The organism is Nonomuraea roseola, from assembly GCF_039535395.1.
Taxonomy (GTDB): domain Bacteria; phylum Actinomycetota; class Actinomycetes; order Streptosporangiales; family Streptosporangiaceae; genus Nonomuraea; species Nonomuraea roseola.
On sequence record NZ_BAAAXC010000015.1, the window covers coordinates 2344503 to 2363188 of the forward strand.

Here is an 18686-nt window from a genome sequence, read left to right on the forward strand (position 1 = left end):
CTAGTCCCAGTCCAGACCCTTGCGGCGCCACACGTAGGCATAGGCCACGAGCACGGTGACGATGAACAGCACCATCTCGACCAGCCCGAAGACCCCGAGCATGTCGAACGACACGGCCCACGGGTAAAGGAAGATGATCTCGATGTCGAACACGATGAAGAGCATCGCGGTGATCATGTACTTCAGCGGGAAGCGTCCGCCACCGACAGGCTGGGGCGTCGGCTCGATGCCGCACTCGTAGGCGTCGAGCTTCGCGCGGTTCCAGCGTTTGGGACCGGTGAACGGAGCGATCGCCACCGAGAAGAGCGCGAAGCCCCCCGCGACAATGGCGAGCACCAGGATGGGCACATAAAGATCCATCGCTACGCCTCCTCTCCCATCTCCACGCGCGCGGGCGCGCAGACTGAACTGTAAGTGTGCCGGGTGGATGAACGGTTCATGCTGGTGGGGCGACCTTCGCGAGAGCGTTGATGATCCGGTCTGACGCATCGCCTCGCCGGTCGGTGAGATTACCAAGGAGTTTGAGGGCGAAGCGCATCAGCCTGGGGTGGTGCAGACCATGCCGCGTGCCGAAGCTCATCACGCCAGGCTTCCCAATTGCTTCGACAAACCACCTGCCAAGCGTGAAATATCCGCCGTAGGCGTCCTTGAGCACCTGCGGGTAGCTTCGCAGGATTCGCTCCTGCTGGGCGGCGGTGGTGCCGCGCAGCGCCTTGGCGATCACCTCGGCGGCGACCTCGCCCGTCTCCATCGCGTAGGCGATGCCCTCACCGTTGAACGGGTTGATCGCGCCACCCGAGTCGCCCACGAGCACCAGGCCCCGGGTGTAGTGAGGCTGCCTGTTGAACGCCATCGGCAGCGCGGCGCCCCTGATCGGGGTCGTCATGTTCTCCGCGGTGAAGCCCCACTCCGCCGGCATGTTCCTCGTCCACCGCTTCAGCAGGTCGCGGTAGTCGATGTTCTTGAACGCGTCGCTGGTGTTGAGCAGCCCGAGGCCCACGTTGGAGGTGCCGTCACCCACGCCGAACACCCACCCGTACCCGGGCAGCAGCGTCTCCTCGTCCCAGAGCTCCAGCCAGATCTCCAGGTAGTCGTCGTCGTGACGAGGAGACTCGAAGTAGGTCCTTACGGCCACGCCCATCGGACGGTCTTCCCGCTTGTACAGCCCCATCGCCAGGGCGAGCCTGGTGGAGTTGCCGTCGGCGGCCACCACCACGCGGCTGCGGTAGGAGGCGCCGTCCTTGGTCGTGACGCCGACGATGTGCCCGCTGCGGTCGTCGAGGATCGCCCCCGTGACGTTGACGCCCTCCATCAGACGGGCACCGGCCTTGACCGCGGTGGCGGCGACGACCTGGTCGAAGTCCTGCCTGGTGCGCACCAGTCCGAAGTCGGGGAAGCTGTCGAGCTGCGGCCAGTCGAGGTCGTAGCGACCGCCGCCGCCCACGACGCGCAGGCCCTTGTTCCTGACCCATCCAGGCGCGTCGATGTCGACGCCCATGTTCATGAGCTGCTTGACCGCCCGCGGGGTCAGCCCGTCACCGCAGACCTTCTCGCGGGGGAAGCGGGTCTTCTCGAGAAGCAGCACGTCGAGCCCGGCCTGGGCGAGATAGAACGCCGTCGCCGATCCGGCGGGACCTGCGCCGACGACGATGACGTCGGCGTCAACCGCGTTCATGGTCGCGCCCGCCTCGCCGCTGGTTGGCTGGTTCCTCGCGCGCTCACGGCGAGCTCCTGCGCTTGCCTGCTGTCAGCTGGCACGGTCACGGACCTGTCCTGTCCTACACGCTTGTTGGCCGCGGAGTGTGGGCCTTCGTTCCTTTGTGAAGCTCTTCACAAACTTTGTCGGCTGGAAGTCTAGCGCTTTTCCGGCACCAGGTGGCAGGCGGGTACACGGTTGGCCCATACGGAAGGCCCCCCGTCAGCGACAGAGGGCCTTGACTCGTGCATCAAATGGGGGGTCAGAGGTCGAACTCGGCGTTGCGGACCCCTGCCAGGAAGGCCCGCCACTCGCCGGTGGTGAACGCCAGGACGGCACCGCCGGGGTTCTTGGAGTCCCGCACCATCACCCCACCGTCGGCGGCAGGAGCGACCTCCACGCACTCGCCAGTGGGGCCGCTGAAGGTGCTTTTCCGCCACGAAGCGATCGCTCGCGACTCGGCGCCCGCGTCACCGGAGGAATCACTCGGGAGGAACTCCCCCACCACCACACTGTTCACGTCTCATCCAATGGCAAGTAGGCGCGGCGATGCGTCGGCGAATCGCCCGCGGCTGACAATGACGCCAATCCTGGTGGATTGAATCCCAGTGATCACAGAAGCTGCAGGCGAAGTTACCAGATCGGCACTCCGAGGTTAGATGAATGTTGCCATTGAGCTATGGTACTGGCGGGTTTTTGGCCCACCTGTCCCTATTGCACGGCTAGAGCCCCCGGCGTCCTGAAGGAGGGGGCATTGTGCTCTTTCGCGGCGGTTATGCCACCTTCGCCAACCTAAGCCGACAAGATCACCCTTCGGCCAACATATCGACCTCGGGGGTGTCGAACTCGCCGTGCCTGACCCGGGCGAGGAAGGCGGCCCATTCAGCGCGCGTGAAGCTCAGGACGTGGCCTTCCGGCTGCTTGGAGTCACGCACCAGCACTCCGCCGTCGGTCCATGCCACTTCCACGCACTCGCCGCTGATATTGCTGAAGCTGCTCTTGCGCCACACGATCTCGTCTGAGGTCGTTGACTCCATGGGCATATCCTCACTATCGGGGGCCAAAATGGGCATACCCCGACAGTGAGCCGGAAATTCACCGCGCGTGCTCGCCGATGAGCTTCAGCGAGTCCTCCTCGGACAGCGCCGCGGTGGACACCTGGAAGAAGACGCGCTCGTAGGCGAAGGTGTGCTCCTCGTTCTCGTCGAATATGGCCCCCGTGGCGTTCTCGATGTAGACCAGGTCGTCGTGCATGTCGCCAAGACCCTTGCGCTGCGGAAACTTCAGCAGCACGAAACTGTGGAAAGGCGAGGAGCGCTCCAGCGGCACGACCCGCACCGAGACATTGGGGCGGGTGGCGACATCGAGAACGTGGCGGAGCTGGTCATGCATCACCTCCGGTGAACCGAACCTGCGCATCAGAACCGACTCCTCGAGGAGCACGGTGAGTTGTGGCGGATTCGCCTCCTCGAGCACACCCGCTCGCCGCGCCCTGACCCGCACCAGCCGCTCGGTCTGGGCGGGAGAAAGAGCGCTCCACGCGTCGCCGAACCCGATCAGCGCACGGGCGTAGTCGGAAGTCTGCAGCAGGCCGGGGAAGATCACGTTCTGCCAGGTGAAGATGGTCTCGGCGCCGGATTCCAGGCCGATGAAGTTCGCGTAGGACTCCGAGATGGAGTCCAGGGCGTCCCACCACCCCTTGCCCTCGGCCTCCTCGGCCAGGGCCAGGAGTTCCGCCCGGGCGGCTGGGGAGACGTGGTAGAAGTCGGCCAGGAGTGCCACGTCGTCCTTGTGGGCGATGACCTGGGCCTTTTCCATGCGGGACACCTTGGAGGACGACCCGTCGAGCACCTGGGCGACCTGTGTTCCCGTTACCTGGGCATCCTCGCGGAGTCGACGCAGCTCTGCGGCGAGTCGGCGTCGGCTGACGGTGGGGCTCGGCTCCCGCGCCACTCAGCTCTCCTCACAAGCGTGTCGAAGTACTACCCACCACTCGGAAGGGTTGAACCCTTCTCAAGGCGGGCATCTCTCCAATAATCCCAGCGGGAATTGCACGACACTTCCCGGAGGGAAATCTCCATCCTAGCCTCTGCAGCGCGAAATGCGGTGAATCGGATGAAGACGCGAGCGCCTCCCCACGGGCCCATCGAGCCGGATGTCCACGCAGACGACGCGGGCGGATGGTCGCGACCCATCCGCCCGTAAGGTCCCGCAGCACCCGCGCACCTACGACAGGACATCGGAGCCTTGAGACATGACCAGAGTCACCCCCAGGCGCGTGTCGCGCAAGGGGAGCTTCCTCCTCTGGAGCTCTTCGGACCACCACTTAACAGCAGGCGGGCCGCCCGGTGAGGGGCACCCGCGAAACCACCCGCACATACCGCAGGCACGGGACCTGCCGGCCTTCCTCGGAGCGCTGTTCAGGTGGCGGTCGGAGGTGGCGGCCTTCGGGCTGACCGCGATGGCCACCGCGCAGGTGGCGGTGTGGACGAACGCGGTCACCGCGGGGATGGCGCTGGTCGGCGTCGCCCTCGCGTGCGCGGGCACGCCACAGGCCAGACGGGAGATCGTCGGCTACGCCGTCTCGGTGATCGTGCGCCACCGCTTCCAGGGGCTGGCCAGAAGAACCTCGATGCGGACGACGAGAGGCCGCCTCCCGCTCGTGCTCAGGATGAGCGTGGAGGGCGCCAGCGTGCTGTTGCTCCTCGGGCTGCGTTCGGGGCTCAGCCTCGAACTGCTCGAGGACTACGCGGCCGAGATCAGGACCGCCTGTCTGGCGCAGGCGGTCGTCTTCTATCAGCACCCTGCCAACGGCGGCCTGGTGACGATGGAAGTGGTTCAACCCTGGGGCTTGTAGCCCCTGTGCAGGGCGACGATGCCCAGGTTGAGGTTGCGCCACGCCACCCGCTCCCAGCCGGCCCTCTGGATGATCCTGGCCAGGGCCGGCTGGTCGTGCCAGTCTCTGATGGACTCGGCGAGGTACTCGTAGGAGTCGTCGTTGGAGCCGAAGACCTTGGCCACCTTGGGCAGCATCTTCATCAGGTACTCGCGGTAGACCAGGTCGAACGACTTGACCGTCACGTGGGAGAACTCGAGGATCACCAGCTTGCCGCCCGGCTTGGTGACGCGCAGCATCTCGCGCAGGGCCTGCTCGGTGTCGTGCACGTTGCGCAGCGCCACCGAGATCGTCACGGCTTCGAAGGCGTTGTCGGCGAACGGCAGGTTCAGCGCGTCACCCGCGATGAACGGCAGGCCGGGGCCGGTGAGCGCGTTGCGCCCCCTGCGCCTGACACCGGTGCTCAGCATGCCGATGGAGAAGTCGGAGGCGATCGCGCGAGCGCCCAGCCTGGTGAAGGCGTCGGTGGAGGTGCCGGTGCCCGCTCCGAGGTCGAGCACGATCTCGCCGGGACCCGCGTCGACGGCCTCGGCGACTGCCTTGCGCCACAGTCGCACCTGGCCGAGCGAGATGACGTCGTTCACGAGGTCGTATCGCCGGGCCGTGCGATCGAACATCGCGGCGACCTCATGCGGCTGCTTGTCCAACTGTGCGCGGGTCATGGGACAAGCCTAGGGCTTTAGCGGCAATAAACCGGAAGTAGTCGCTCGATTACTCACAGTCTGCTAAGACTTGGCGAATGCTTGCCCGGACCACCCTCGCGGCGCTCGTCGCCGTCTCCCCCATCGCGCACGCACGCGTGGTGTCGGCCAACCCCGTCGACACCACACCCCACGTGCTCGACGGCATCGTCAACGCCATCGCGCTGGTCGGCGACACGGTCGTCGTCGGCGGCTCCTTCAGCGAGGTGAGCGACGCGCGCGGCTCCACGACGCTGGACCGTGCCAATCTCTTCGCCTACGACCTGCGCACCGGCGAGATCCTCCCGCACTTCGCCCCCGTGATGTCCTCGCCCGTCAACGCGCTGGCCGAGGGCGCGGGCGGCACCGTCTACGTCGGCGGCGCGGGGCTCGTACGGCTGCGCCTCTCCGACGGCTCCGCCGTACGGAGCTTCGATCCCAGGGTGAGCGGCGGCACGGTCTCCACGCTCGCCAGGAAGGGGTCGAAGCTCTACGTGGGCGGCGACTTCACCCGACCGCGGCTCGCGCTGGCCAGGCTCAGCGCCACGACAGGTGTGGCCGACTCCAGCTTCGCGATCACGCCGGGCCACCCGCGCACCCCGAGGGTGAAGGTCCACGCGCTCGCGGTGAGCCGCGACCGCCTGGCCGTCGACGGCACCTTCACGACGCTGAACGGGCTGTCGAGGCCGCAGCTCGGCCTGGTCGACGTCGGGGGGGTGAGCGCGAAGGTCGCCGACTGGCGCACCGACGCCTACGCCGCCGACTGCATGGACGTCTTCCCCTCCTACGTGCGCGGGCTCGACTTCGCCCCCGACGGCAGCTACTTCGCCGTCGTCACGACGGGCGGGCCCGGCGGCAGGAGGAAGCTCTGCGACACCGCGGCCAGGTTCGAGACCTACGCCCGTGGCGAGCGCGTCAGGCCCACCTGGGTCAACCACACGGGTGGCGATTCGCTCTACTCGGTGTCAGTGACGGGGTCAGCCGTCTACGTGGGCGGACACCAGCGCTGGATGGACAATCCGAGCGGGCGCGACTCCGCCGGCCCCGGCGCGGTGCCACGTGAGGGGATCGCCGCCATTCATCCCGTCACGGGAAAGGCGCTCAGCTGGAATCCGGGACGTGAGCGTGGCATCGGAGTCAAGGCATTTCTGGCGCACGCGGGCGGACTACTCGTTGGTAGTGACACAACGCGACTCGGACGGGAGTACCATGCCCGGATTGGCATGTTCCCCCTGCCCTAGTCGTCCTCCGGCTTCGGCCGGTCGACCTTGTCACTGATGCGTGCGCTCACGGCGTCACGCTGCTTGGACAGCAGGACGTAGCTGGCAATCCCGCTGATCACGAACGCCACCGCGATCAGCAGCAGCGGGTCGCGAAGGTTCAGCAGGTAGAGCACACCCAGGGTCACGAGAAACAGCCCGATCCGCGACGCGGTGTAAACGAGTACAGGACGCACAACGTCGAGGTTACTCGGCCCTTCGGGCGGTCGCTCTACGCACCGGGCGCGAGCGCTGCTACTGTTCCCAGTTAGGCGCTTTCGTAAAGAAACACCCACGAGAGCCCCAAAGAGGCTCTATCATATAACAATCGGGCAGTCAGCTGATAACAACCCGTGATCTTTGTAGAAAAGCACGGATAAATCAGGGTTCGCTCGACACACTGGGTACCTGTCCGCCCGCTGGCAGGAAGCGGGATGCGAGGGGGAGAGATTGGTGGAGAGTAGCAGCGAGCGTCTGCTGACGCCGGGAGAGGTAGCCGCCCTCTTCCGGGTAGACCCAAAGACGGTGACGCGCTGGGCCGCGGCAGGCCGCATCAGTAGCATCCGTACCCCCGGAGGGCACCGTCGCTTCCGCGAATCGGAAGTACACGCCCTTCTGCGTGGCGAGGACGTCCTTACGGCCGACCGGCCTGGTGAGTCCCCGCGCGTCTGACGTTCCGTCAGCCGGTGATCCTGCTAGTCACAACCCGCAGGGTCACCGGTGCGGATGATCAGCGCGTACGGCAGGCGCGCCCAGGCCCACCCGCCGTCCGTGGCCGAGGCCCGTCCCCCACGCCGCTCCAGCGGACTCCGGCCGGCCGCCGCCACGTCGCATGGTCAGCACGACGAGCCGCCATGCCCCGCCTCCCTCGATGAGGGTTCAGGTCTCTTCCTGCTGTGACTTGAACGCGAGGAACGCCCGCTCCAGCTCGTCGTTCTCCTCCTCCCAGCGCCGCCTCCGCTCGGCCAGTTCCTCCTCGGTCAGCGCCTCGGGCAGCCACCGCTCGTAGTCCGGATCGCCGGGCTCCACCTCGACGTACGCGTTGCCGATGAGCCGCCCGTCTTCGCTGGTCAGGCTCTGCGGGACGCGCAGAGTCCCGTCAGCGAGCCGGATCACGTACATGGCTGATCACCTAGATTCCGTAGCGCCGGTTGAAGAACAACATGACATCGAGCGCCATCCGCGTGTCACCGCCCAGCATGTCGACCAGGGCGGGACGCTGGCGCGATGCGATCGCCGCGAAGGCGTCCGCGAAGAACTCCTTGCGGCCCAGTCCGTCGCCCTGGCGGTGGAAGGAGGAGGCCAGCAGGGGTTGGGCCTGCTCGTAGAGTGCCATGAACTCCGGCGAGTCCGACACCCAATCCCCGTGAGGGGAGTCGACGTCGTCGATCGCGTGACCCACCTCGTGCATCATCACGTCGGGCGTGGGCGAGGGACGGTCACCCACGACGATCTTGCGGTCGCCGTACGCGCCCGCGCAGATGTCCCAGGAGGCCCGTCCCGAGGGCAGGGGCGCGCCCCTCAGGTAGCCCATGTCGTCGAGGTCGGGCACGCCGCCCTCGCCGACGTAGATGCCCTCGAGCCCCTCGGCGAGCAGCTCCTTGAGCCGCTCAGGGAGCCTGGCCAGGCTCTCCACGGCTCGCACGGCGTCGGCGGAGGGCGGTCCCTGCCTCGCGTCCCATTGCCGGTGCAGGATGCCCTCGAGCCGCCCGCAGTGGGCCAGGCCGTCGCCCTGGGCGGGCGTGTCGGGCCTGTTGGGCTGCGCCCTGGGGCGCGCGTCGATCCGCTCGAAGTCCTGCCAGGTGTACTGCGGCCTGTCGATGACCGAGGCCGCGTAGCGCGAGCTCTTCTCCTCCTTGGGAGGAGCGTCGTGGCTGCCGCTCGGGCCCCTGTCCCATGCGCCGCCCGCGGGCTGCCCCTGCGTGCCCGCCGTCCACGAACGCCTCGGCTCCTCCCGCGGCCGCCCCTGGACGCTCTCCCGCTCGGCGTCCGGCCGGTCCTGCGCTCGCCGCCGGCCGCGCTTGTCGCGGTTCCTGTCCTGACGGCCGCCGAACAGCCCCCACAGGGAGCCCGGCTGCTCGTCGTCGCGCTCGGGCATGTCTCCGGCCCAGAACGACTCGCGCGGCGCGTCGGAACGGCGGGAGGAGAGGTAGGAACCCCGCCGCCACCAACGACTCCCCCGCCGATGACGGCCCCTGTCGCCTGACCGCCCATCGTCAGAAAAGGCCATCGCACCTCTCCACGACCCTGGAGCCCGCCGCGCCCGAGACCCGCGGTCGCCGGCCGGCGACTCCTTGATCGAACTGCCGGGAACCAGACTCCACCGTACGACGTCGATCTTCCCGAGTCATCCGAAATGGGGCAGCTCGGCGACACGATCACACGTTCCATGGCCTACAGTGCGGGCATGCCTAGCGTGCTTCTCGGCCTGGCGGTGCTGGCCTTCTGGCTCTACTCCTTGTTCGACGTCATCACGACCCCGGAGAAGGAGACCAGGAACCTGCCGAAGATTCTCTGGGTCCTCGTCATCGTCCTCGTGCCCCTGGTCGGCAGCGTCTTCTGGCTACTGCTCGGCCGTCCTTTGAGCTCCCGTCCGCTGCGCATGCCCGGCCGTTCGATCATGGACGTGGCCGAGCCGCCCCGCGGCCCCGACGACGACCCCGACTTCCTGCGCGACCTCGATCGGCGCATGCGCGACGACGACTAGCCTCCACGTGACGGCGGGGCGCGAAGTCCCGCTGGAGCACGCGTGGAGGACGGACGGCAGGCGGTGACCGGGGTGGCCCCGGTCACCGCCTGCCGTACTCGGTGGAGAGAGCGGCCGCTCAGCCGCCGACGTCGGCGTAGCTGTGCAGGCCGCCGAGGAAGATGTTGACGCCCACCAGGTTGAACAGCAGGCAGGCGAAGGCCACCAGCTGGACGATGGTCGCGGCGCGGCCCTTCCATCCCGCCGTGGCGCGGGCGTGCAGGTAGCCGGCGTAGACGATCCAGGTGATGAACGCCCAGATCTCCTTGGGGTCCCAGCCCCAGTAGCGGCCCCACGCCTTGTCGGCCCACAGGGCGCCGGCGATGACGGCGAAGGTCCACACGGGGAAGGCGAGCACGATCGCCCTGTGGGCGACCCTCTCCAGGTCGGTCCTGGTGGGCAGGCGCGAGAAGCCCTCGCGGCGGACCAGGTAGAGGATGCCGGAGACGCCCGCCACCGTGAACAGGCCGCTGGCGATGACGGCGGCCGAGACGTGGATGGCGATCCAGTACGAGTTCAGCGCGGGCACGACGGGCCCTGCCTGCACGTGGAGCCAGATGACGGCGAAGCCGAGACCGAGCGCGGCCGTCACCATGACGAAGGCGCCGAGGAAGCGGACGTTGCTGCGCAGCTGCGTGACGAGGAAGGCCGCCACCGCCGCGAGGCAGATGGCCACCACGAACTCGTACATGTTGCCCCACGGCCAGCGGCCGACGGCCAGCCCGCGGGTGACGACGGAGCCGAGGTTGGCCGCCAGGCCCACCCAGCCGAACACGAGGCCGGCCGTGCCGGCCCTCGGGGCCCACGACGGCGGCTCCGGCGGGCTGACGACCGCAGTGGCCCCCGCCTCGGCCCCTTCGCCGCTCCCCCCTGACGGGCGGGCGGCCGCGGAGGAGCCCGCGGCCATGGAGGAGCCTGCGGCGACGCTCTCCTTGACGCCCGGCTCGGTGACGGTGAGCGCGGTGGCGCCGGTGTTCGTGCGGGCGCGGCCGAAGGCCAGCTCCAGCGCGAACCCGATCATCGCGGCCAGGTACAGCAGGACGGCTCCGAGGACGAGGTCGTCGCTCAGTCCTGCGAGTTGCTCAGCGGACATCCTTCTCTCCTGCGGATAGGGCCTTGACGATGTCGGCGAACTCTTCGCCGAAGCCCGTGCCCGACCCCTCGGTGCGCGTCAGACCGCCCACGTCGACCGCGCCGTCCGTGATCCGGACGAACACGCGGCGGCGGCGGATCATGAGCGACATCACCAGGGCGACGGTCGCGAGCGCAGAGGCCAGCAGTGCCGGCATGCGTCCAGGGTCGTGAGCGATCTGGAGCGTCATCCACTCCTTCACACCGGTGAACTCGATCTTCCCCAGCTTCTCCGGCAGGTCGAAGGACTGCCCGACCGCCAGGGGCGGCGGCGCCTTCGACCCCATGGCCAGGGGCTTCAGCTTCTTCATGACGTCGTCGGGCGCCAGCTGGTAGACCGACTGCGGCTTGCCCGAGCGCACCCCGAGATCGCCGGAGAAGGCCCCGACGATCTTCGCCTGCGGGTTCAGCTGGCCGGGGAAGGCCGAGACGTGGCTGCCGTCGGTGAGCTGCACGCTGGTCGGCAGGAACTGCAGCAGGAAGCCCAGCTGCTCGGGCTGGGCGTCGGGCACCTTGACGACGCAGCCGGAGGTGAGCGTCGGCTTGCTCTCGATGAGGCACGGCACGGGGCCGTCGAAGGCGATCTGCCCCTTGCCGTCGGTCACCCTGAACACCGGCGCGTAGCCGTGGCCGATCAGGTAGGTCTGGGTGCCGTCGATCTCCAGCGGCTCGTTGACCTTGAGGTCGTAGTCGCGGGCGGGCGACTGGGGCGAGTCGTTGACCGAGAGCTTGGCGGTGTAGTCGAGCTCCTGGCCCCGCTTGTCCCCGCCGAGCTGGTAGCTGGCCTGGAAGTCCTTCAGCGTGAAGGAGAACGGCTCGAGCGACTCGGCCGAGACCCTGCTGCCGGGCATGTAGCGGTCGTAGGCGGCGACGGTGTTGGCGAACCCGTCGCCCTCGACGACCAGCACGTTGCCGCGGTAGCCGAACAGGGAGCCCATCCCGACCGCCACCAGCAGCCCGAGCAGCGCCACATGGAAGAGCAGGTTGCCGGTCTCGCGCAGGTAGCCCTTCTCCGCCGACACCCAGCCCGGCCCCGTGGCCACCCTGAAGCGCAGCTTGCGCAGCCTGCGGGCCGCCTCCTCCACGTCGAGCTCGCCTTCGGCCCTCGCGTGGTATGGCAGGCGCGAAAGGTTCTTCGGCGCCGTGGGCGGCTTGCGGCGCAGCTCCTTCAGGTAGGTGCCGGTACGAGGGAGGACGCAGCCGATCAGCGAGACGAACAGCAGCAGGTAGATGGCCGCGAACCAGGGGGCGGTGAAGACGTCGAAGAGGTAGAAGCGGTCGTACCACTCGGCCAGCGCCGGGTCGTTCTGGTAGATCAGCGCGACCTTGTCGGGCTCGACCGAGCGCTGCGGCACCAGCGAGCCGGGGATGGAGGCCAGCGCGAACAGGAACAGCAGCACCAGCGCGGTCTTCATCGAGGTGAGCGTGCGCCAGAACCAGCGCAGCCACCCCACGAAGCCGAGCTTCGCGGGTTTGGGCGTCTCCTTCTGGAGCTCGTCGACCGTCATCAGATCACCGGCTCGAATCCGCCGATCCACGTCTGCATGCCAGCGATGATCTGCCCCCAGACTCCGGTGACGAGCAGCACTCCGACGGCGACCAGCATGCCGCCGCCGATCCTGGTGATGAGCTGCGAATGCTTGCGGATGGCGCGGAAGGTGCGCAGCGCCTTGCTGTAGGCGAGGGCGGCGATCACGAACGGCAGGCCGAGCCCCGCGGCGTAGGCGACGGCGAGGAAGGCGCCCCTGGCGGCGCTGCCCTCGTTGTAGCCGAGCGAGAGCACGACGGCGAGGGTGGGGCCGATGCAGGGGGTCCAGCCAAGGCCGAACACCACGCCGAGCAGGGGCGCGCCCGCCAGGCCCGCGCTCGGGACCCTGTGGATGCGCACGTCGCGCATGAGCATGGGGATCACGCCCATGAAGGACAGGCCGAGGACGATCGTCAGGACGCCGACGATCCTGGTGATCAGGTCGGCGCTGCCGTACAGGGCCGAGCCGAGGCCGCCGAACAGCGCGCCTCCCGCGACGAACACCACCGCGAAGCCGAGGACGAACAGGCCGGTGCCGAGCACGAGCCTGCCGCGCTTGGGGTCGGCGCTCATGCCTGTCACGTACGACAGGTAGCCGGGGACCAGCGGGAGCACGCAGGGGGACAGGAACGACACCAGCCCCGCCAGCACCGCGATCGGGACGGCGAGCAGCAACGACCCCGAGGCGACGACGTCACTCATCGCGCACCTGGGTCACGGCCTTGAGCAGGTCGTTGTACTTGACGGCGCCGAGCGCCCTGGCCGCTACCCTGCCCTGCTCGTCGATGATCAACGTGGAGGGGATCGCGGCGGGCGGCACCGTGCCCTGGAAGGAGAGCGCCACCTTGCCTGGCTGGTCGAAGATGCTGGGGTAGCCGGGCTGCTCGGTGCGCTCGAAGGCCAGCGCGTCGGCCTGGCGGTCCTTGAAGTCGATGCCGATGAACTCCACGCCGCCGGCCTTGGTCTTGGCGTAGATGTCCTTGAGCACCGGCGCCTCCGCCCTGCAGGGACCGCACCACGAGGCCCAGAAGTTGAGGACGACGACCTTGCCCTTGTGCGCGGCGACGGAGGCCCTTGCGCCGTCGAGCGTCGCGCCCTCGACCACCGGCGCGGCCTTGCGGTCGGCGGCGGGGAAGACGGTGACCTTGCCGTCGCCCGCGACGAACCTGGTGTCGCCCGCCTGCGGCTGGCCACCGACGTTACCCGCGCATCCGGAGACGGCGAACAGGGCCACGAGGGCGAGGGCGTGTGGTTTCGCGCGCACGGGAGAAGGATCTCCTTGTACTACAGCCGGTAGAGCTTGTCACTCTACCCGCGGGGTCACGCGCCCGGGACGCTGGGGCCGCCCTTGAGTAGCGCCGCGGCGGGCTCGCTGTAGCCGATGCTGACGAGCCGGTCGCCCTCGAAGGTGAAGGTGGTCAGGCTGGCGAGCGCGCACTGGCGGCGACGCGGATCGTGCCAGAGCCTGCGGCCCTCGGCCGCCACCCTGATCATCCAGATCGGCAGCTGGTGGCTGACCAGCACCGCCTCGTGCCCTCGGCTCGCCGCGCGGGCGGTGTCGACCATGGACCGCATGCGCGCCACCACCTCGGTGTACGGCTCGCCCCACGACGGCCGCCCCGGATGCCAGAAGTGTCGGTAGTTGCGCGGGCTCCTGACCAGGCGGGCGATGGGCCTGCCCTCCAGGATGTTGCCCGCCTCGATCAGCCGCTCGTCGATCGCGACCTCGAGGCCGAGCTTGTCGGCCAGCGGCGCGGCGGTCTCCTTGGCGCGCTCGAGAGGTGAGCTGTAGAGGCCGACGATGTCACGGTCGGCCACGGCCTTGGCGACCGTCTCGGCCATCTGGAGGCCCGTCTCGGACAGGTGGTATCCGGGCAGCCTGCCGTACAGGATGCCCTTCGGGTTGTGCACTTCTCCGTGCCGCAGGAGGTGAACGACGGTGGTCTCAGCCATGGTGGCCCCACCCTATCCGCTGGGGTCGGGCGGCCTGCGAAAGTGGACGTGTGAACCCCCTCGCACTCGCCCTGGTCCTGGTCGCTGCCGTCTCCCACGCAGGGTGGAACCTGTTGAGCAAGCAGGCGGCCAAGGCCGACGCCGTGGTGTTCCTGTGGCTGGTCGCCGCCGCCTCGACCGTGTTGTGGACGCCCGCGGCTCTGGTCTCCGGCGCCATGCCGTCGTGGCGGGCGGTGCCGCTGATCTGTGTGAGCGCGTCGCTGCACCTGGCCTACTTCGTGCTGCTCCAGCGCGGCTACCGCCACGGCGACCTGTCGGTGGTCTACCCGGTGGCGAGGGGCACGGGCCCGATGCTGGCCAGCGCCGTCGCCGTGCTGTTCCTCGGCGAGCACCCCACGCATCTCGGCGTCGCGGGGATCCTGCTGGTGGGCATCGGGGTGTTCCTGCTCAGCGGTGGCGGCGCTGGAGACGTCAAGGGGCTGCTGTTCGGGCTGATGACGGGCCTGTTCATCGCCGGGTACACGGTCTGGGACGCCCAGATGGTGAAGGAGTTCGCGGTCGCGCCGATGGCGCTGATCTATCTCGGCGAGATGTTCAGGATGCTGGCGATCACGCCGTTCGTGGGCGGCGGCAGGCGGCGCCTGGTCGCCGAGGTGTGGCGTGAGCACTGGCCGAGGGTGCTCGGGGCGGCCGTGCTGGTGCCGCTGTCGTACCTGCTGGCGCTGTTCGCCTTCAGGCTGGCGCCGGTGAGCGTGGTCGCGCCCATGCGGGAGGTGAGCGTGCTGATCGCGGTGGTGATGGGAGGGCGGTTGCTGGCCGAGGGCGACCTGCGGCGCAGGCTGCTGGCCGCGGGGGTCATCCTCGGCGGGATGGTCGCGATCGCGATCAGCTGATCCAGCCCGTCTCCAGCTCCTTGCTGCCGTGCACCAGGGCCTCGACCGCGGCGCGGATGGCCGGCCTGCGGGCGGCGTCGGTGCGCCACAGCGCGTAGATGCGCCGCGTCTGTCGCGGCATGATCGGCACCATCCGCACGCCCTCGGGGATGTAGGCCCTGCCGAGCCTCGGCACGATCGCGCAGCCCAGCCCCGCCGCGACCAGCGCGAGCTGGGTCGGGTACTCGTCGGCCATGCAGGTGATCTCCGGCTCCAGCTCGGCGCTGCGCAGGGTGAAGACCAGCCAGTCGTGGCAGATCGTGCCCGGCGAGGAGCTGACCCACCTGTCGCCGCTCAGCTCGGCCAGCGCGATCTCCTTGCGCCCGGCCAGATGGTGCGTCGAGGGCAGTGCGACGTCGGCGATGTCGTCGAGCAGCGTCGCCCTGGACAGCCCCTCGGGCACCGCGATGGGCCTGTTGAGCCAGTCCTGGACGACGACCAGGTCGAGCTCGCCGCGCGAGACCTCCCTGATCTGGCGCTCTGGCTCCCGCTCGGTCAGATGCACCTCGAGATCGGGGTGGCGCTGCTTGAGCAGCGTCAGCGCCTGCGGCATCAGCCCCCTGGCGGCGGTGGGGAACGCGCCGACGTTGAGCCTGCCGACGACGGCCCCTCGCAGCGCCTCGAAGTCGGCCTCGGCGGTCTCCACCAGGGCGAGGATCTTCTCCGCGTGCTCGGCGAGCAGGCCCGCCGCGTCGGTGAGCTTCACTCCCCTGCCGTTGCGTTCGAGCAGCGTGGCGCCGGTCTCGCGTTCGAGCTTGGCGAGCTGCTGGGAGACCGCCGAAGGCGTGACCATGAGCGCGTCGGCGGCGGCGCCCACCGACCCGTAGACGTGGACGGCGTGCAGCGCCTTCAGCCGGTTCAGGTCGAGCATGTAGCCATACTAAACCTTTGGCGTAAGAAAGTATTGCTTGTGCTCAAGTGTCTTGTCTGGTGAGCATGGTCGGATGCGTCTCAAGCACGTCCTGCTCGCCATCGGACTGGCCGCGGTCTGGGGGTTCAACTTCGTCGTCATGGAGATCGGGCTCCAGCACTTCCCTCCCCTGCTCTACGCGGCGCTCCGCTTCGCCCTCGCCGCCTTCCCCGCGCTGCTGTTCGTCGGGCGGCCCGGCGTGGCATGGCGGTGGATAGTCGGCGTGGCCGCGGCCGTCGGGGTGGGACAGTTCGGCTTGCTCCTGGTCGGCATGCGCGCAGGCATGCCGCCGGGCCTCTCCTCGCTGGTGCTGCAGACCCAGGCGCTGTTCGTCGTGGTCTTCGCGGCGGTGGTGCTCGGTGAGCGTCCGGGGACGCGCAGGATCGTGGGGCTCGCCGTCGCCTTCGCGGGACTGGCCATCGTGGCCTTCGACTTCGGCGCGGGCGGTCCCGTCGGCGCCTTCCTGCTGTGCGTCGGCGCGGCGGCCTCCTGGGGCCTCGGCACCGTCATCCAGCGCAAGGCCGCGCCGCCCGACTCGCTGCGCTTCATGGTGTGGGTGAGCGCGCTGTCGGCCCCTCCCCTCCTGCTGCTGTCACTGGCAGTGGAGGGCGTGCCGCACCTGACCTTCGCGTGGGAGGGGGTGGCCTCGCTGGTCTACGTGGCGTTCATCTCGACGCTGGGCGGCTTCGGGGTGTGGGGATGGCTGCTGAAGCGGTACGACGCGTCGACGGTCGCGCCGTACACGCTGCTCATCCCCGTCTTCGGCCTGTCGTCGGCGGCGCTGGTGACGGGCGAGAGCATCTCCTTGGTGAAGCTGCTGGCCGGAGTTCTCATCGTCGCCGGAGCCCTCTACGCGGGCACCAGGCCCCGAGCCGCCCGAGGCTACGCGGCAGAGGCGGCGGCCTTGGCCGCGGCGGGCAGGGCCTCGACGATCAGCCCGACGGCCTCCTCGTCGTGCGAGGCCGACAGGAACCACGCCTCGTACGCCGAGGGCGGCAGGTAGACGCCCTGGTCCAGCATCGCGTGGAAGAAGGCGGTGTAGGCCTTGGTGTTCTGCGTCTGCGCGGCGGCGAAGTCGGTCACCTCCCGGTCGGTGAAGAAGATCGAGAAGAGGCTGCCCGCGCTCTGCAGCCGGTGCGGGACACCCTCCGCGGCCAGCGCCTGCGAGGCTGCGGCCGAGACGGCCGAGGCCGCCGCGTCGACCCTGGCGTAGGCGTCCTGGTCGAGACCGCGCAGCGTCGCCAGCCCCGCCGCGGTGGCCAGCGGGTTGCCCGACAGCGTTCCCGCCTGGTAGACGGGGCCCTCGGGGGCCAGGCTCGCCATCACGTCGGCCCGTCCGCCGAAGGCCGCGGCGGGCAGCCCGCCACCCATGACCTTGCCGAACGTCATGAGGTCGGCCTCCACGGGGTCGAGGCCGTACCAGCCCGCGCCCGACACCCTGAAGCCCGTCAGCACCTCGTCGACGATGAGCAGGGCGCCGTTGGCCGCGCACAGCTCCTTCAGCCGCTGGTTGAAGCCGGGCAGCGGCGGCACCACGCCCATGTTGGCGGGGCACGCCTCGGTGATCACGCAGGCGACCTCGGCGGTGCGGAAGGCCTCCTCCACCGCCGCCAGGTCGTTGTACGGCAGGACGATGGTGTCGGCGGCGGCCGCTCCCGTGACGCCCGGCGTGTCCGGCAGCCCGAAGGTCACCACGCCCGAGCCGGCCGAGGCCAACAGCGCGTCGACGTGGCCGTGGTAGCAGCCGGCGAACTTGATGATCTTGGAGCGGCCCGTGAAGCCGCGGGCCAGCCGTACGGCGCTCATCGTCGCCTCGGTGCCCGAGCTGACCAGGCGCACCTTCTCCACGGGGGCGATCCTGGCCACGATCTCCTCGGCCAGCTCGACCTCGCCGGGGGTGGCGGTGCCGTACGACAGGCCGTGGGACAGCGCCTCGGACACGGCCGCCACGACGGAGGGGTGGCGGTGGCCCAGGATCATCGGGCCCCACGAGCAGACCAGGTCCACGTAGCGGTTGCCGTCGACGTCGGTGATGTAGGGGCCCTGGCCCTCGGCCATGAAGCGGGGCGTCCCCCCTACGGCGCCGAAGGCCCTGACGGGAGAGTTGACACCGCCGGGGACGATCGCGCGGGCGCGCTCGAAGAGTTCCTCTGAGTTCTGTGTACGGCTCACGCCTTCCAGCCTACGGGCCGCACGGGGCGCCCCCTCAGGAGGCCGCGCGCGCTCAGACCAGCCAGTCGAGCAGACGCAGCGGGTCGGGCAGCGGGCGGCCGTCGGGGGCCCGCAGCCAGGAGACCGGCTGACCGGTCGGCAGCGTGGACGGCGGCGCCAGGACGAAGCTGTCGCGGCAGTGCCAGCGCAGCCCCGGCGTGTCGTCGATCGTGGTGGGGGCGACGTCGAGGCTGCAGGACCACCACTCGTCCTCGTCCTCGGGGTTGCCTCTGGTGGCCACATAAAACAGCACCCGGTCACCGTTGGAGGCGACCGGGCCTGAGGGGAAGTCTGCGGCGTCCATGCGGGCCAGCGCGCTGAGGCCCGCGGTCAGCGGTACGTCGAAGACGTCGAACACCCGCCCTGTGGGGAGAATCACGTTGGCTTCGGGCTCGCGCTGCCACCAGCGCGTGAGCAGGGCGGTGTCCGTCGTGGCCTGCAGGCTCCACGCGGGCGAGAGGGGATGCGCTCCGGGGTCGGGACAGCCGATGCGGTCACAGGAACAGGCGCGTGCCCCTCGGCGCAGTGGATGGGCGCCGGGCACGCTGGCCCACCCCAGGGCGGCGTACTGCAGGACGGTGTCGATGCGCGTCGGGCGCGTCCTCTTTTTGGTACGCCGAGCGAGTGGTACCCCCACCATTGGTGTCTCCCGTTCGAGTCCCGTGCCTAAGAAGGGTCCCCGGGCACAAGACAAGGCTTCACAAGGGACACACCAGCACTTGTCCTCGCACTCTAACGCATAGG

The 18686-nt window shown here is 69.2% G+C and carries 22 protein-coding genes and 1 pseudogene; 6 read left to right on the plus strand and 17 right to left on the minus strand.

Going from position 1 to position 18686, the window contains the following annotated elements; translation table 11 throughout:
* The 5 genes from ABFX55_RS34250 to ABFX55_RS34270 form a co-directional block, all read right to left on the minus strand.
* Window positions 1-360, minus strand: coding sequence for an NADH-quinone oxidoreductase subunit A (locus ABFX55_RS34250; RefSeq protein WP_183652058.1), 360 nt, complete (start codon window positions 358-360; stop codon window positions 1-3).
* Window positions 361-436: 76 nt separating this feature from the next.
* Window positions 437-1675, minus strand: coding sequence for a geranylgeranyl reductase family protein (locus tag ABFX55_RS34255; protein WP_346126839.1), 1239 nt, complete (start codon window positions 1673-1675; stop codon window positions 437-439).
* 283 nt (window positions 1676-1958) lie between these two features.
* Entirely contained in the window at window positions 1959-2216 is a 258-nt protein-coding gene (locus ABFX55_RS34260; protein ID WP_346126841.1) for a DUF397 domain-containing protein, read from the minus strand.
* Window positions 2217-2502: 286 nt separating this feature from the next.
* Complete coding sequence (locus ABFX55_RS34265) at window positions 2503-2733, minus strand: DUF397 domain-containing protein (protein WP_346126842.1); 231 nt, start codon at window positions 2731-2733, stop codon at window positions 2503-2505.
* A gap of 58 nt (window positions 2734-2791) precedes the next feature.
* Window positions 2792-3649, minus strand: coding sequence for a DUF5753 domain-containing protein (locus ABFX55_RS34270; protein WP_346126843.1), 858 nt, complete (start codon window positions 3647-3649; stop codon window positions 2792-2794).
* Between the two features lie 301 nt (window positions 3650-3950).
* Between ABFX55_RS34270 and ABFX55_RS34275 the strand changes: the two genes are divergently transcribed.
* Window positions 3951-4553, plus strand: coding sequence for a hypothetical protein (locus tag ABFX55_RS34275; protein ID WP_346126844.1), 603 nt, complete (start codon window positions 3951-3953; stop codon window positions 4551-4553).
* Here ABFX55_RS34275 and ABFX55_RS34280 read toward each other — a convergent pair.
* On the minus strand, window positions 4535-5254 hold the full coding sequence (locus ABFX55_RS34280; protein ID WP_346126846.1) for a demethylmenaquinone methyltransferase: 720 nt from the start codon (window positions 5252-5254) through the stop codon (window positions 4535-4537). The two genes, ABFX55_RS34275 and ABFX55_RS34280, sit on opposite strands and share 19 nt — an antisense overlap.
* A 77-nt stretch (window positions 5255-5331) precedes the next feature.
* On the opposite strand from ABFX55_RS34280, the gene ABFX55_RS34285 reads away from it, so the two are divergent.
* Window positions 5332-6513, plus strand: a complete 1182-nt coding sequence (locus tag ABFX55_RS34285; RefSeq protein ID WP_346126847.1) for a hypothetical protein — start codon at window positions 5332-5334, stop codon at window positions 6511-6513.
* Here the strand turns inward: ABFX55_RS34285 and ABFX55_RS34290 are convergent.
* A complete protein-coding gene (locus tag ABFX55_RS34290; RefSeq protein WP_183652073.1) occupies window positions 6510-6728 on the minus strand; it encodes a DUF4229 domain-containing protein in 219 nt (72 codons plus the stop codon). The genes ABFX55_RS34285 and ABFX55_RS34290 overlap by 4 nt on opposite strands.
* A 256-nt stretch (window positions 6729-6984) precedes the next feature.
* Between ABFX55_RS34290 and ABFX55_RS34295 the strand changes: the two genes are divergently transcribed.
* Window positions 6985-7203, plus strand: coding sequence for a BldC family transcriptional regulator (locus tag ABFX55_RS34295; protein ID WP_183652076.1), 219 nt, complete (start codon window positions 6985-6987; stop codon window positions 7201-7203).
* Between the two features lie 207 nt (window positions 7204-7410).
* On the opposite strand, the gene ABFX55_RS34300 is transcribed toward ABFX55_RS34295, so the two are convergent.
* Window positions 7411-7653, minus strand: coding sequence for a hypothetical protein (locus ABFX55_RS34300; protein WP_183652078.1), 243 nt, complete (start codon window positions 7651-7653; stop codon window positions 7411-7413).
* 10 nt (window positions 7654-7663) lie between these two features.
* Complete coding sequence (locus ABFX55_RS34305; protein ID WP_346126849.1) at window positions 7664-8629, minus strand: hypothetical protein; 966 nt, start codon at window positions 8627-8629, stop codon at window positions 7664-7666.
* Window positions 8630-8938: 309 nt separating this feature from the next.
* On the opposite strand from ABFX55_RS34305, the gene ABFX55_RS34310 reads away from it, so the two are divergent.
* Entirely contained in the window at window positions 8939-9238 is a 300-nt protein-coding gene (locus ABFX55_RS34310; RefSeq protein WP_346126851.1) for a PLDc N-terminal domain-containing protein, read from the plus strand.
* 118 nt (window positions 9239-9356) lie between these two features.
* Here the strand turns inward: ABFX55_RS34310 and ccsB are convergent, their stop codons facing one another.
* Genes ccsB through ABFX55_RS34335 form a run of 5 tightly spaced genes read right to left on the minus strand, consistent with a single transcriptional unit; the run spans window position 9357 to window position 13889 of the window.
* Window positions 9357-10370 (minus strand): c-type cytochrome biogenesis protein CcsB, encoded by a 1014-nt coding sequence (ccsB, locus tag ABFX55_RS34315; RefSeq protein ID WP_346126853.1) that lies wholly within the window; start codon window positions 10368-10370, stop codon window positions 9357-9359.
* Window positions 10360-11916 carry a cytochrome c biogenesis protein ResB gene (resB, locus tag ABFX55_RS34320; protein WP_346126855.1) on the minus strand — a complete coding sequence of 519 codons (1557 nt, stop codon included), beginning with the start codon at window positions 11914-11916 and terminating at the stop codon, window positions 10360-10362. Before resB ends, ccsB begins: the two co-directional genes overlap by 11 nt.
* A complete protein-coding gene (locus ABFX55_RS34325; protein WP_346126856.1) occupies window positions 11916-12638 on the minus strand; it encodes a cytochrome c biogenesis CcdA family protein in 723 nt (240 codons plus the stop codon). The genes resB and ABFX55_RS34325 overlap by 1 nt, the downstream gene beginning before the upstream one ends.
* Window positions 12631-13200 carry a TlpA family protein disulfide reductase gene (locus tag ABFX55_RS34330; RefSeq protein WP_346126858.1) on the minus strand — a complete coding sequence of 190 codons (570 nt, stop codon included), beginning with the start codon at window positions 13198-13200 and terminating at the stop codon, window positions 12631-12633. The genes ABFX55_RS34325 and ABFX55_RS34330 overlap by 8 nt, the downstream gene beginning before the upstream one ends.
* Window positions 13201-13256: 56 nt before the next feature.
* Window positions 13257-13889: a histidine phosphatase family protein gene (locus ABFX55_RS34335; protein ID WP_346126860.1), complete on the minus strand. Its 633-nt coding sequence runs from the start codon at window positions 13887-13889 to the stop codon at window positions 13257-13259.
* 50 nt (window positions 13890-13939) lie between these two features.
* On the opposite strand from ABFX55_RS34335, the gene ABFX55_RS34340 reads away from it, so the two are divergent.
* A complete protein-coding gene (locus ABFX55_RS34340; RefSeq protein WP_346126861.1) occupies window positions 13940-14782 on the plus strand; it encodes an EamA family transporter in 843 nt (280 codons plus the stop codon).
* Here ABFX55_RS34340 and ABFX55_RS34345 read toward each other — a convergent pair.
* On the minus strand, window positions 14775-15692 hold the full coding sequence (locus tag ABFX55_RS34345; protein ID WP_346126863.1) for a LysR family transcriptional regulator: 918 nt from the start codon (window positions 15690-15692) through the stop codon (window positions 14775-14777). The two genes, ABFX55_RS34340 and ABFX55_RS34345, sit on opposite strands and share 8 nt — an antisense overlap.
* A 73-nt stretch (window positions 15693-15765) precedes the next feature.
* Between ABFX55_RS34345 and ABFX55_RS34350 the strand changes: the two are divergent.
* Window positions 15766-16572: pseudogene (locus tag ABFX55_RS34350) on the plus strand (EamA family transporter); the annotation flags it as partial.
* Between the two features lie 41 nt (window positions 16573-16613).
* Here the strand turns inward: ABFX55_RS34350 and hemL are convergent.
* Both hemL and ABFX55_RS34360 read right to left on the minus strand, forming a co-directional pair.
* Window positions 16614-17903, minus strand: coding sequence for a glutamate-1-semialdehyde 2,1-aminomutase (gene hemL, locus ABFX55_RS34355; protein ID WP_346126865.1), 1290 nt, complete (start codon window positions 17901-17903; stop codon window positions 16614-16616).
* A 52-nt stretch (window positions 17904-17955) separates the two neighbouring features.
* Window positions 17956-18582 (minus strand): bifunctional DNA primase/polymerase, encoded by a 627-nt coding sequence (locus tag ABFX55_RS34360; RefSeq protein ID WP_346126867.1) that lies wholly within the window; start codon window positions 18580-18582, stop codon window positions 17956-17958.
* Between the last annotated feature and the right edge of the window lie 104 nt (window positions 18583-18686).

Excerpts from the sequence above, each read along its gene's own strand:
- ccsB (WP_346126853.1), bottom strand. The coding sequence starts at position 10,370 with ATGTCCGCTGAGCAACTCGCAGGACTGAGCGACGACCTCGTCCTCGGA.
- ABFX55_RS34265 (WP_346126842.1), bottom strand. The coding sequence starts at position 2,733 with ATGGAGTCAACGACCTCAGACGAGATCGTGTGGCGCAAGAGCAGCTTC.
- ABFX55_RS34335 (WP_346126860.1), bottom strand. The coding sequence starts at position 13,889 with ATGGCTGAGACCACCGTCGTTCACCTCCTGCGGCACGGAGAAGTGCAC.
- ABFX55_RS34300 (WP_183652078.1), bottom strand. The coding sequence starts at position 7,653 with ATGTACGTGATCCGGCTCGCTGACGGGACTCTGCGCGTCCCGCAGAGC.
- ABFX55_RS34345 (WP_346126863.1), bottom strand. The coding sequence starts at position 15,692 with ATGCTCGACCTGAACCGGCTGAAGGCGCTGCACGCCGTCCACGTCTAC.
- ABFX55_RS34360 (WP_346126867.1), bottom strand. The coding sequence starts at position 18,582 with ATGGTGGGGGTACCACTCGCTCGGCGTACCAAAAAGAGGACGCGCCCG.
- ABFX55_RS34275 (WP_346126844.1), top strand. The coding sequence starts at position 3,951 with ATGACCAGAGTCACCCCCAGGCGCGTGTCGCGCAAGGGGAGCTTCCTC.
- ABFX55_RS34285 (WP_346126847.1), top strand. The coding sequence starts at position 5,332 with ATGCTTGCCCGGACCACCCTCGCGGCGCTCGTCGCCGTCTCCCCCATC.
- resB (WP_346126855.1), bottom strand. The coding sequence starts at position 11,916 with ATGACGGTCGACGAGCTCCAGAAGGAGACGCCCAAACCCGCGAAGCTC.
- ABFX55_RS34305 (WP_346126849.1), bottom strand. The coding sequence starts at position 8,629 with ATGCCCGAGCGCGACGACGAGCAGCCGGGCTCCCTGTGGGGGCTGTTC.
- ABFX55_RS34250 (WP_183652058.1), bottom strand. The coding sequence starts at position 360 with ATGGATCTTTATGTGCCCATCCTGGTGCTCGCCATTGTCGCGGGGGGC.
- ABFX55_RS34310 (WP_346126851.1), top strand. The coding sequence starts at position 8,939 with ATGCCTAGCGTGCTTCTCGGCCTGGCGGTGCTGGCCTTCTGGCTCTAC.
- ABFX55_RS34280 (WP_346126846.1), bottom strand. The coding sequence starts at position 5,254 with ATGACCCGCGCACAGTTGGACAAGCAGCCGCATGAGGTCGCCGCGATG.
- ABFX55_RS34255 (WP_346126839.1), bottom strand. The coding sequence starts at position 1,675 with ATGAACGCGGTTGACGCCGACGTCATCGTCGTCGGCGCAGGTCCCGCC.
- ABFX55_RS34325 (WP_346126856.1), bottom strand. The coding sequence starts at position 12,638 with ATGAGTGACGTCGTCGCCTCGGGGTCGTTGCTGCTCGCCGTCCCGATC.